At 34.6% G+C, this 12593-nt stretch carries 9 protein-coding genes and 4 pseudogenes; 8 read left to right on the top strand and 5 right to left on the bottom strand.

The annotated features are described in order from the left end of the window. Window positions 1-103 precede the first annotated feature (103 nt). Window positions 104-283 (bottom strand): annotated as a pseudogene (locus BWZ41_RS05650) (transposase); the annotation flags it as partial. 124 nt (window positions 284-407) lie between these two features. Between BWZ41_RS05650 and BWZ41_RS08570 the strand changes: the two are divergent. Continuing rightward, window positions 408-1353: pseudogene (locus BWZ41_RS08570) on the top strand (integrase core domain-containing protein). 92 nt (window positions 1354-1445) lie between these two features. Here BWZ41_RS08570 and BWZ41_RS08105 read toward each other — a convergent pair. Both BWZ41_RS08105 and BWZ41_RS05635 read right to left on the bottom strand, forming a co-directional pair. Beyond that, entirely contained in the window at window positions 1446-2792 is a 1347-nt protein-coding gene (locus BWZ41_RS08105; protein ID WP_241653931.1) for an ankyrin repeat domain-containing protein, read from the bottom strand. Beyond that, window positions 2789-3580, bottom strand: a pseudogene (locus BWZ41_RS05635) (IS5 family transposase). Before BWZ41_RS05635 ends, BWZ41_RS08105 begins: the two are co-directional and overlap by 4 nt. A gap of 41 nt (window positions 3581-3621) precedes the next feature. Between BWZ41_RS05635 and BWZ41_RS05630 the strand changes: the two are divergent. The 4 genes from BWZ41_RS05630 to BWZ41_RS08725 all read left to right on the top strand — a co-directional run bounded on the left by BWZ41_RS05630 (window position 3622) and on the right by BWZ41_RS08725 (window position 6689). Beyond that, entirely contained in the window at window positions 3622-3948 is a 327-nt protein-coding gene (locus BWZ41_RS05630) for a hypothetical protein (protein ID WP_241653930.1), read from the top strand. A 94-nt stretch (window positions 3949-4042) separates the two neighbouring features. Beyond that, complete coding sequence (argS, locus tag BWZ41_RS05625; protein WP_143689662.1) at window positions 4043-5734, top strand: arginine--tRNA ligase; 1692 nt, start codon at window positions 4043-4045, stop codon at window positions 5732-5734. Between the two features lie 126 nt (window positions 5735-5860). Continuing rightward, on the top strand, window positions 5861-6514 hold the full coding sequence (locus BWZ41_RS05620) for a helix-turn-helix domain-containing protein (RefSeq protein ID WP_241653929.1): 654 nt from the start codon (window positions 5861-5863) through the stop codon (window positions 6512-6514). Then, a complete protein-coding gene (locus tag BWZ41_RS08725; RefSeq protein WP_241653928.1) occupies window positions 6468-6689 on the top strand; it encodes an integrase core domain-containing protein in 222 nt (73 codons plus the stop codon). Before BWZ41_RS05620 ends, BWZ41_RS08725 begins: the two co-directional genes overlap by 47 nt. A 297-nt stretch (window positions 6690-6986) precedes the next feature. On the opposite strand, the gene BWZ41_RS05615 is transcribed toward BWZ41_RS08725, so the two are convergent. After that, window positions 6987-8135, bottom strand: a complete 1149-nt coding sequence (locus tag BWZ41_RS05615) for a Bcr/CflA family efflux MFS transporter (RefSeq protein WP_143689661.1) — start codon at window positions 8133-8135, stop codon at window positions 6987-6989. A 149-nt stretch (window positions 8136-8284) separates the two neighbouring features. Here BWZ41_RS05615 and ubiE point away from each other — a divergent pair, with 149 nt between their 5' ends. The 3 genes from ubiE to BWZ41_RS08095 all read left to right on the top strand — a co-directional run bounded on the left by ubiE (window position 8285) and on the right by BWZ41_RS08095 (window position 11545). Beyond that, the gene (gene ubiE, locus BWZ41_RS05610) at window positions 8285-8983 is read left to right on the top strand and encodes a bifunctional demethylmenaquinone methyltransferase/2-methoxy-6-polyprenyl-1,4-benzoquinol methylase UbiE (protein ID WP_143689660.1); all 699 of its coding nucleotides are present in this window, start codon (window positions 8285-8287) and stop codon (window positions 8981-8983) included. A 167-nt stretch (window positions 8984-9150) separates the two neighbouring features. Then, window positions 9151-10851: an ABC transporter ATP-binding protein gene (locus BWZ41_RS05605; RefSeq protein ID WP_143689659.1), complete on the top strand. Its 1701-nt coding sequence runs from the start codon at window positions 9151-9153 to the stop codon at window positions 10849-10851. Between the two features lie 118 nt (window positions 10852-10969). Then, a complete protein-coding gene (locus BWZ41_RS08095) occupies window positions 10970-11545 on the top strand; it encodes a hypothetical protein (protein ID WP_241653927.1) in 576 nt (191 codons plus the stop codon). Window positions 11546-11736: 191 nt separating this feature from the next. Here the strand turns inward: BWZ41_RS08095 and BWZ41_RS05595 are convergent. Next, window positions 11737-12528 (bottom strand): annotated as a pseudogene (locus tag BWZ41_RS05595) (IS5 family transposase). Window positions 12529-12593: the final 65 nt, after the last annotated feature.

The raw sequence follows: 12593 nt of genomic DNA, 5'->3' as shown, positions 1-12593 counted from the left end.
TAATAATTAAATTATTAGTACTTGTCAATAATTTATGAGTAAGTTAATACTAAGATAATAAAATAAAAAGGAAAGAGAGAGGAGCAGTCTTCTAAGAACCTGTTTAAAATCTTTTGAGAAGTAGAGAAGTGAAAGCAAGAACGACCATCTGTAGGCTAGTGTTAAGTTTACGCTCGCAATTTTTCCACAATCGTCTACATTTTTCTAACCAAGCGAAAGAACGCTCGACAACCCATCTCTTTGGCAGTACAGCAAAAGAATGTAACTCAGTGCGCTTTAATATGTGTGATTCATAGAGGTTATTACAATAAGAATGTAAGGTCAAATAGAAATTTGGATTTGCAGTAGTGTATAGACCTTATTACAATTGCAAAGGATAAATTAGTTAATCTAGGGTTAAACTACGTCTGAGTTGGATAAAACTATACAAAAAGTTGGGTCATGCAGGAAAGAGCATTATGGTATTTCACGTTTTACCTTACGTAAATGGTACAAACGTTATGAAGAGTTAGGTGAAAAAGGATTAGTAGATCTCAGTAGTAAGCCTAAAACTTCACCTTTGCAAAAGATCAATGAATCAAGCTTATTCTTCATCTAAGACAAACTAGAAAGCTAGGGGCAAGAAACCGAGTTAAGACGTCTATATGATTTATCATTGTCATTGGCTACTATACACAAAATTTTCAAAAAACATAGTGTAAGTCTTCTGCATGTTAAACGTCATTATCGCAAACAGGTCAAGCGTTATAACTGTAAAGTACCTGGAGAGCGTGTGCAGATGGATGTGTGCAAAATATCGTCAGGGCTTTATCAATATACTGCTATAGATACGTTATAAAATTGTTGCATTATATTCAAGACGTACTTCAAAAAACACTTTAGATTTCCTAAAACAACTAAGAGAAAGAATACCTTTCCATTGCCAAAGGATTCAAACTGATAGAGGGCAAGAATTTTTTGCTTATGAGGTGCAAGAATGTTTGAAGGAATGGAAAATTAAATTTCGTCCTATTAAGCCGTTTTCCCCACACTTAAATGGTAAAGTGGAAAGAGCACAGCGTACAGACTTAGATGAGTTTTACAGCAGTGTTACCATCAAGAGCTCTGAATTGCAAATTAAACTTAGGGATTGGGAAGAGTATTATAATAAACACCGCCCTCATAGCGCTCTTCAAGGAAAAACTCCTTGGGAAAAATATAAGGAACTGGAAAATACGATTCCTTGCTTAAGTGAAAAACTATATCTTATCAAAAGAGTCGTTTGTCATGCAAAATTATAAACACAATCAGAAACTACAATCACTTCAAAAATCCAAATCTCTTAACAAGCCAACTAGTTCAGACTCAATCTGACAAGTCAATTGTAATAACCTCTATGAATTACACAGATAAGGGGTTCACTTGAAACTGATTTTTCTTTGCATTCCAGTTATGCAAGAAATCTATTATATAATATTATTATCACCCTCTTGATAGTTTGTTAGCTCCTCTCCTCCTGAGTTACTTGGTGTAATTATTTGAGCAGATTCAGTTGATGGTTCATCAGATCCAAACAACCATGAAAAAAATCCACCAAAAAATGATGCAATTAAAGAAAAGGGCTTCATAATTATATTAAGCAAATTATCAAAAAAAGAGCTCGGCTGTTCTTCATTTGTTGATGATTCACTTCGTGGATTAACACCATTTTGTGTAAGTGCTATGTCAATAGAATGTCCATTATCAGCATCTTCAATTTGTACATCACTGACTTCTTCTACAATGATTTCCTGTGATTTTTCTTCTACTTGTATCACTGGTTGCACATTACCTTCTTGCTCAGTATCTTCCTCTTGATCTCCTTCACTATCTGTCGATGCTGAACTGTCATCAGTTTTTTCTATGATTTGTAATAATAGAGCTTTTATTTCTTCTGTTTTAGCTAAATCAAAAGGAGTTTTTTCATCCTTGTCTTTTACATTGATATCGATTCCGTCTACTGCTAATAGAATTTTTACTATTTCTATATGACCATTTTTAGCAGCATAATGTAAAGGGGTCTTTTCACTTTCATCTATTGCATTAACATCTGCCCCCTTATCTAGATCATCTTCTAGCTGCTGAGAAAAACTGTCCCCAAGCTTAGCAAATAAGTGTAAGGGAGTCGCTTTATATAATTCTAGTTTAATTTCATTAACACCATTGGGTTTGTTAAAATATATTACAGAACTAAATCTTGTTTTATTATTTATATCGGTACCAATCTTTATGAAGTCTAAATCATTTTTAACAAAATCTTTTCCTGATGATTGGTAATGGTCAATGACTTGCTTTTTTATTGACTTATGAGATCTTTTAATATTTTCTATAATTTTATTTACTTCTTCTTGTGAAAAGCTGAAAGCTAAAGGTTCATAATCTTTATAATCATCAGAAATTGTCGCTTTGAAAAGGGTATAAACTTTATTGATTTGTCTTGAAGATATTTCTTTTTGTGAAAAGTTGAAAGCTGGAGGATACACATTGTAGTTAAAACCTTCATATTTAAACTCAAGTGGCCCAGTTCCAATAAATTTTAGATTATGATCCTTTGTTAGTTGTGATAAAAAATTTTTCCATTTACTTTCATCAAACTCGTTGTAACGAGGCCATGAGTAAATTAATACTTTATCTCCAACATCTCCAAATTGTACATGAATACTGTTTGGTTGTTTGAATATATCATTATATTCTTTTCCAAAATCATAGGTGTTAAGAACCTCAACTGACATAACAGGGACATCATTGCTGATATGTTTTAAGAGCCTGTTCATAATCTTTTCAGAAGCAAAGCAGCGAAAGCAAGAACGACCATTTGCAGGCTAGTGTTGAGTTTCCGCTCGCAATTTTTCCACAATCGCCTACATTTTTGCAACCAAGCAAAAGATCTCTCAACAACCCATCTTTTCGGCAATACGACAAAGGTGTGTAATTCGTTTCGCTTTATTACTTCAACGGTAGCGCCAATAGTTGCTTTTATTTGTGTTGCAAAATTTTCTCCTGTGTAGCCAGCATCAACTAGTATATTTTTAACTTCAGATAGGTTTTCTTTAGCATTTTTAACCATTCTCACAGCGCTACTACGATCAGTTATTTCTGCCGTTGTTATATAAATTGCGTGGGGTAAACCTTGCGTATCTAACGCAATATGGCGTTTTATTCCTGAAACTTTTTGCCTGCATCATAGCCTTTTTCTTCAGCAGTATCTGCATTTTTTACGCTTTGTGCATCAATTATGCAGAAGCTGGTTTTTTCTTTCCGACCATTGTTTTGTCGGACCACGCCAACTATTTTTTTTTAATACCAGCTCCAGAACACTTTCTTTATTTGCATCTGCTTTTTCACTCCACTTCTTAAAATAGTCGTAACAATTCCGCCATTTTGGAAACTCTTTTGGTAACATTCTCCACTGGCAGCCACTTTTTAAGACGTATAATACTCCACAAAATACATCATATAAATCAAGTGTTCTTGGCTTTGTTCTCTTCCTGCAAGACTCCAGATCTGCTACAATAATCTCAAACTTTTCTCGACTTATATCACTTGGATATAAATTTCGCATATCCTACTTTATATACTTTATCCTCTCATTCTATCCTTTTTTTGAGATCACGTACAGGTTCTAAAGTCAATAAGAGTAAGTTGATTCATGATAAATGTGGTAAAGATCTTAAGTGTAAGATTGATGACAGGACTATGAATGAACTGAAAAAATGTTTTAAGTTTGAGATTGATGATAAGACTAAGAATGATCTAAAAGAAAGTATTAAGAATGAACTAGAGAAAAGTCTTAAGTTTGAGATTGGTAATGATACTAAGAAAGAGCTAAAAGACAGTATTAAGGCGGAAATAGAGAAAGAAGAAGTGTATTTTAGTGAAGGTGAAAGTATGGCTTTCCCTCACTATAGTGACAGCAACGACTTAATATAAATTCCTGATCCAGGAAGGTAAAATAGTTAAGATAAATCTTCAACTAGCCCCACTTGTCCGCTATACTGCTATAGATTTTATAACAGTATAGTGAATGAGCATTTTTAAGCGGATTTTTTCTCTAATTTCTGGCAAATTAGGTGAATTAAAGCAAAGGGGTGTTATAAGCACGAATGCAACAAACTTTATTGTAGAACCTCCGAGCAATAGAGCGCATGGAGATATTTACACAAATGTTGCTATGGTGCTTGCAAAGCATGAAAAAAAGAATCCAGTTGAGATTGCAGGGATCTTAGCAGAAGAATTTAAATCTTTTGATGAAGTTGCAAAAGTGGAAATAGCGGGTCCTGGGTTCATCAATATGCACTTAAAAATAGAGGTATGGCATGGGATTTTAAAACAAATAAATGAGCTGAAAGCAGAGTTTGGCACTCTAGATATAGGGAACAATCAGGCCATCAATGTTGAATTTGTATCTGCAAATCCAACAGGTCCACTGCACATTGGTCATGCAAGAGGAGCAGTGTTTGGTGATGTTCTGGCAAATTTACTAAAGAAAGTTGGCTATAATGTTACTAAGGAGTACTATATCAATGACGCTGGAGCGCAGATAGATACGCTAATTCGGTCAGTATATTTGCGGTATAAGGAAGCTCTAGGAGAAAAAATTAGCATTGAAAAGGGTTTATACCCAGGTGAATATTTAAAGCCAATAGGAGAGGGATTAGCTAAAAAATATGGCAAGGAGCTTAGAGCAGAGGAAGATAACCAGATAATTAGAGAATATACTTTAAGTTCTATTTTAGAACTCATAAAGGAGGACATGAGCTTGCTTGGAGTAAATCATGATGTCTTTACTTCAGAGTATGAGCTACGTGGCAAAATTGAAGAGAGTATAAAGATATTGTCTGACAAGGGTCTAGTGTATGAAGGGTACCTAGAAAAACCAAAAGGTAAAGAAAGTGAAAATTGGACTTCTAGAAAAGAAATGTTGTTTTGCTCCACAAAATTTGGTGATGATGTTGATCGTGCACTAAAAAAAGAGGATGGCAGTTGGACTTATTTTGCCTCAGATATCGCTTATCATTTCGATAAGATATCACGTGGCTTTAACAACATGATCGTGGAGCTTGGCAGTGACCACGGTGGTTATGTCAAAAGACTCAAAGCAGTTGTCTCTGCGCTAGAAGCAAAGATAGAGGTAAAACTGCATAATATTGTGAATTTTTTTGAGAATGGCAAACCTGTTAAGATGTCCAAAAGATCAGGAAACTTTCTTACAGCCAGGGATGTAGTGGAAGAGGTTGGAAGGGATATAACTCGTTTTATAATGTTAACACGCAAGAATGATATGGTCTTGGACTTTGATTTTGCTAAAGTTAAAGAACAGTCAAAAGACAACCCTATTTTTTATGTGCAATATGCGCACGCTCGTGCTCATTCGTTAATGCGTAATGCTCCAAGAGAGCTCCCAGCAGCAGACCCTTCACTTTTAAAGACAGATGGAGAGCTATTCCTCATAAAAACCTTAGCAAAGTGGCCAGATGTGGTAGAAACAGCGGCAAGGCTTTATGAGCCACACAGAATTACTTTCTACTTACTTGAAGTTGCAGAAGCATTTCACGTTTTATGGGGATATGGCAAGAGTGATTTAAATATGCGGTTTATACTGGAGAATAACTTAAACCTCACCGCTGCAAGAATGTTTCTCGTCCAAGCCTTAGCGCACCTAATCGCTTCTGGGCTTTCTATTTTTAATATAGAGCCTTTGAAAGAGATGTGTTAATTTTGTGTGATTCATAGAGGTTATTACAGCAAAAATGTAAGATAAAATAAAAACTTTGACTTGTGGTAGTTTAAATACCTTATTACAGTAATATGAATAAATTCATCAACAAGAGGCAATCAGTAAATGGATACCAAAGTTAAGTTGCGTCTGAATTGGATAGAATTATACAAAAAATTAGGTCATGCAGGCAAAGTATGTCAACACTATAACATTTCACGCTTTACCTTACGAAAATGGTACAAACGTTATGAAAAGCTAGGTGAACAGGGATTGTCAAACCTTAGTAGCAGGCCTAAAACTTTACCCTTACAAAAAATCAACAAGTCAAATGAACAGCTCATTCTTTATCTGAGAAAAGCTAGAAAATTAGGAGCAAGACGTATTCAAGCTGAATTAAAGCGTTTACATGATATCTCTTTTGCATTGGCTACTATACACAAAGTTTTGAAGAAACACGATGTAAGTCTTTTACGTATTAAGCGCCACTATCGCAAGCAGATTAAGCGTTATAACTGCAAAGTGCCAGGAGAGCGTGTACAAATGGATGTTTGCAAAATATCTTCGGGGCTTTATCAATATACTGCTATAGATGATTGTACGCGTTATAAAGTTATCGCATTATACTCAAGGCGTACTTCAAAAAATACTCTGGATTTCCTAAAACAATTAAGGGAAAGGGCTCCATTTCATTGTCAAAGGATTCAGACCGATAGAGTTTTTTGCTTACGAAGTGCAAGAGTGTCTAAAAGAATGGAAAATAAAATTCCGTCCAATTAAGCCGTTTTCCCCACATTTAAATGGTAAAGTAGAAAGAGCGCAGCGTACAGATTTAGATGAATTTTATAGTAGCGTTAACATTAAGGATTATGAATTGCAAGTCAAGCTTAGGGATTGGGAAGAATATTATAATAAACAACGTCCTAATAGCTCTCTTCAGGGAAAGACTCCATAAGTGTTGAAAGTGCTATAAGTGGAGTGATACAAGGTGATTGACGGCATGTAAATTCCCNACTTTATATACTTTATCCTCTCATTCTATCCTTTTTTTGAGATCACGTACAGGTTCTAAGAAGATTTTCCTAACTTTATTAGTCTTTTCAGCTAATCGAGCTTCCTCACTCTGATTTAGGGAGCCGTTAAAATATGTATAATCAATAGAATTGCCACTCATCCCACGCTTCTCTATAAAATTGCATTGTTATAGTAAAGTAGTTAATAATTTATGAGCTGTAGGCTGTACGAGCAATGGTTATTTTTTGTGTTTTTCAGTATATTTTAATAAGCTATATACAAAAACTGCAACTGTAGAACATGCAACTGTTAACAGTAAATTTGGTAAAATGCCATAAGAAAAGAATCTTCCTACTACGTATATTCCAACAGCTCCAAACATCATATTGCAGAATGAGAGGATTGCACTACCAAGCCCTATACCTTTGATTGTTTCTAAAGCAGAAGTTACGTTATTGCTGATTACGAGTGCGAGCCCGATATTACTCGGAATCCAAAGAACTTGAAGAATAAGTACACTTAACTTGTTTGTGAGATAAAAATATACCAATAAACCATCCGATATCATCGGTAATACCAAACCTATTATTAACATCTTGCTCACTCCTATTTTTGGTACGTACCTTCTATTAATTAAAGTTCCAATTATGTAAAATATAACTATGATTGATATGAGATAGCCAAAATATTGTACTTCAACGCCCATTGATTCAAATATGAACGGGTAGTTAGCAATGTATGCCCAAAGCCACATGAAAGTTAATCCATGAATGGCTGAAAACCCAAGGAAACGATAATTCTTAAATATTAATATATACTGCTTGAAGATATTAATACTGGCTTTACTTTTATTTACGGTCAGCGTTTCTTGTAGCTTCAAGTAAATAAAAATGAGCATAATAATTGCGGCAAGTGATATGATAAAAAACAAAAACTTCCAACTATAACCATGTGAAATTATATCACTGCCTACCACTGGAGCTATTCCAGGTGAAAGTGCTACTATCATATTTAACTTTGAGATTACTCTTGAGTATTCACTACCTGAGTACATATCCCTGATTGCTGCATATCCGACAACGCCTGCAACACCAGCTCCAGCCCCTTGTATAAACCGGATTAATATTAAAAGTATAATATTATCAGCTATACAACATACAATACTTGCTAAAGTAAAAATTGTCATACCAATCAGCATTATTAGGCGCCTGCCATAATAGTCTGACAATGGGCCATAAATTAATCCAGATATTGCAATTCCTACTAAATTTAAACTGATCGTAAGCTGCGCTATATTACCTTTCACCTTAAAATAGTTGGCAATACTTGGCAATGCAACTGAGTATAAGTCTGTTGCCATATCAACAACTGCTACAGATAATATCATAATAAGGGAGATGATATTTTGTGAAAAAGCTGTCGACACTAATGATTTACTGGATTAAATATGTTTAATTGTAGTATATTTTTCTCATTAGTATATTAATTTAACTGCTAAAGTTTAAAATAATTATGTAAGCAATCTCTATATAAAATATGGATAAATCACAACTAGTTAAAGAGGTTTTCGATTCTGTAGCAAATTGCTACGACATCATGAATGATATAATGAGCCTTGGAATGCACAGGCTATGGAAAGAGAAGATGGTAAGTAGTGTGAATTTTAAAAAGCACTCCAAGGTTTTGGATATTGCTGGAGGAACAGGAGATATAGCTATAAGAATAGCAAGAGGGGAGCCAAGTGCTCAAGTTACAGTATGTGATATAAATCAAAACATGCTGGACAAAGGGCGTGATAAAGCTATAGATTCAAATCAGCTAAATTTCAATTGGGTATGTGCAAATGCAGAGAGTTTACCATTTGAAGATTCCGAATTTGATTATTATACAGTAGCTTTTGGTATTCGAAACTTTTCCGACCGTAAGAGGGCTTTAAGTGAAGCATATAGGGTACTAAAGCCAAATGGACAATTTGTCTGCTTGGAATTTGCCCCTATGCATTATCAAAATGAGATATTCACCAAATTTTATGACTTATACTCATTTAAAGTAATTCCTAAAATTGGTAGCATAGTTGCTAAAGATAAGGGTTCTTATGAATACCTAGTAAGAAGCATAAGAGAATTTCCAACTCAAACTAATTTTAAAATGGAAATTGAAGAGGTAGGCTTTAAGAATGTTGAGTTCTATAATATGAGCTATGGAATAGTGGCGTTACACATTGGAACAAAATAAACTCTGGTCTATTCAGTAGTTTTTTTGCTAACTTTCTGTAATTTCGCAGCGTTTTTCCTTGAGTAGAAATCAAGCTAAAGTTTCTTGAACGTATTGCTCTAACGAAGTACACTGTAAACTAATATTGTAACTTTTTCCTGAAGCTAAATACTTAACTTTAAAATAAAATGCGATCTAACATTAAGCAGCTATTTTACTATATAAAACCTAGTCTACATTATTTTAGCATAGCTTTTATTGCAGTTCTATTTTCAGCTTTAACGATTCTTCTTTTTGGTAGAGGCTTAAGCAACATAATTGATTCTGGTACAGAGCATGACTTTACTACCAAATTATTAGTTGCAATACTGATAGTTTTAGGCATTTCTTTCACTGCATTTATTCGGTTATATTTTATTGGTGTTGGCAGCGAAAAAGTTATCGCAAGAATCAGATATGACTTATATAGCAGTATTACTGATTTACAACCAAGCTTCTTTGAGAATACAGGTGTGCAAGATATTATCTCAGCACTCATTACTGATACCTCTGCATTGCAATCGATAATAAACAGCAGCTTATTGACAATATTGAGGAATTTTGTGGTACTAACTGGTAGTGTTGCAATGCTGTTGTATACAAATCTACATCTAACCGCATATGCGGCTGCAATAATACCTATACTGCTCATTGTCATGACTTCACTTGGGAAAAAAGTACGCAATTATGCACGCTTTGCTCAGGATAAATTAAGTGAGCTTGCATCATTTAGTGAGGAAAATTTTAGATCTATAGTAACCATTAAATCATTTGTACTAGAAGAAAATGAAAAAATTCGTTTTCAGAAACATCTAAACTCAGTATCAAAATCATACGTAAAATTAGTACTCTTGCGTGCTATTTTAGTAACTCTAGTTATCACGTGTGTGATAGGTTCGCTAGTTATTTTGCTTTTTTTTGGAATAAAAGAAGTCTTAAGTAATAATATGACCATTGGAGAACTCTCCTCATTTGTGTTTTATTCAGCGCTTGCGGCAGGAGCTATAAATAATTTGAGCGATAATATCAGTGATTTACAACGAGGTCTTGGAATTGTAGAGCGTTTGTTTGAGTTTACGAACATGAAAAGCTCTATAGTAAATGGCGAAAATCCTATAAGAATTAATAGTATTCAAAAAGAAATTGCGTTTAACGATGTAACATTTTTTTATGCTGATAAGCCAGCATTAAATAACGTATCATTTTCTATAGAGGCAGGCCAATCAGTATCAATTGTTGGACCATCTGGCAGCGGCAAGAGCACCATTTTAAAACTTCTGCTCCGTTTTCATGATCCAAATAAAGGTAGCATTACTATTGATGGTCACAACATTAAATCAATTGCGCTAAATGACCTCAGATCGTTGTTTGGCTTAGTGCCACAAGACCATATGATATTCTCTTGTTCAATAATGGAAAATATACTATATGGTAAACCAGGTGCTGAATATGAAGAGGTGAAGCAAGCAGCTATCAGCGCTTATGCGATGGAATTTATTGATAAGCTACCGGATAAATTTGATACATTTGTAGGAAAAAGAGGACTGAAACTTTCTGAAGGACAAAAACAACGTATTATAATAGCAAGGGCCATACTCAAAAACCCTCAGGTTTTAATACTTGATGAAGCAACTTCTGCTCTTGATTATAAAAGTGAGAACCTAGTGCAAAAAGCACTGAGTAAATTAATGCAAAATAGAACAACAATTATAATTACGCACAGGCTATCAACCGCACTCAAAACTGACAAGATTATAGTGATTAATTGCGGAAAGGTAGAAGAAGTAGGAACTCATGACTCTCTAATGAGTAAAGATGGGCTGTATGAAAAGTTGGTGAAGATACAATAAGAGCTGAGGGGAAATTTAAATCGTAACATTAGTGATATACTAGATCTAGCAATCAAGTTATTAAATCTTTAACTTTTGTATCTTGTAATAGTAAGATAGTTATTTTTTTAGGATTTTTATGACTTACAATTTTTCTTCATGTATAGACCCTTGTACTTCCGCACGTAAGAGCTTGATGATTGATCCACGGCATCATCATAAATTCAATCCATGGTGTCATAACTTTGATCCATCTGACTATAATCGATTTAACCCGTACGATAATGGACTTGAGTTAAATATACAGCTTCCCGATATAAATATACCATCTTGTCCACCTGCTCCTGCTTGTCCACCTGCTCCTGCTTGTCCACCTTGTCCGGAACTTAAGCCTGAACCTAAGCCTGAATCTAAAGATGATGATAAATCGATACCATTTGACATAAAAAAGCTTGCAATATCAACCTTGCCAGGAACGGATAAGATTCTCAATTTGAAAACCTCTAAGGAAACAGGTATGAGTTCTAAGGAATGTGCGGAAATTATTGCGAGTACTAGAAATGACCTTAGGATTTCAGATGGCAAAATTGTGGGTAAATGTTACGACAATACTGAATGTGATAAATGTGTGGATGCATTGAACTCTAGCATAATCATGGTTCTTGCTACTGATCACAATACACAAGCGGCAGACTCGAATATTTATTTTCTATAAAAGTAATACAATGTGTGTATTGTTAATACACACATTATTCTATGTTTAATTGTTTGATAAATTTATTTACTGATGGAGTTATTTTATGTTTAAAAGCACCTATGCTCATCCAATTCCAACTAATACATGTTCTGTAAATGATATGGTAAGAGTTAATTTGTTTACAAAGTTGGATGATTCTAAGAGCCTGTTCATAATCTTTTCAGAAGCAAAGCAGCGAAAGCAAGAACGACCATTTGCAGGCTAGTGTTGAGTTTCCGCTCGCAATTTTTCCACAATCGCCTACATTTTTGCAACCAAGCAAAAGATCTCTCAACAACCCATCTTTTCGGCAATACGACAAAGGTGTGTAATTCGTTTCGCTTTATTACTTCAACGGTAGCGCCAATAGTTGCTTTTATTTGTGTTGCAAAATTTTCTCCTGTGTAGCCAGCATCAACTAGTATATTTTTAACTTCAGATAGGTTTTCTTTAGCATTTTTAACCATTCTCACAGCGCTACTACGATCAGTTATTTCTGCCGTTGTTATATAAATTGCGTGGGGTAAACCTTGCGTATCTAACGCAATATGGCGTTTTATTCCTGAAACTTTTTGCCTGCATCATAGCCTTTTTCTTCAGCAGTATCTGCATTTTTTACGCTTTGTGCATCAATTATGCAGAAGCTGGTTTTTTCTTTCCGACCATTGTTTTGTCGGACCACGCCAACTATTTTTTTTTAATACCAGCTCCAGAACACTTTCTTTATTTGCATCTGCTTTTTCACTCCACTTCTTAAAATAGTCGTAACAATTCCGCCATTTTGGAAACTCTTTTGGTAACATTCTCCACTGGCAGCCACTTTTTAAGACGTATAATACTCCACAAAATACATCATATAAATCAAGTGTTCTTGGCTTTGTTCTCTTCCTGCAAGACTCCAGATCTGCTACAATAATCTCAAACTTTTCTCGACTTATATCACTTGGATATAAATTTCGCATATCCTACTTTATATACTTTATCCTCTCATTCTATCCTTTTTTTGAGATCACGTACAGGTTCTAAG

The organism is Wolbachia endosymbiont of Nilaparvata lugens (assembly GCF_007115045.1).
In the GTDB taxonomy this organism is placed as follows: domain Bacteria; phylum Pseudomonadota; class Alphaproteobacteria; order Rickettsiales; family Anaplasmataceae; genus Wolbachia.
This window is presented reverse-complemented; position numbering and strand designations above follow the sequence as displayed.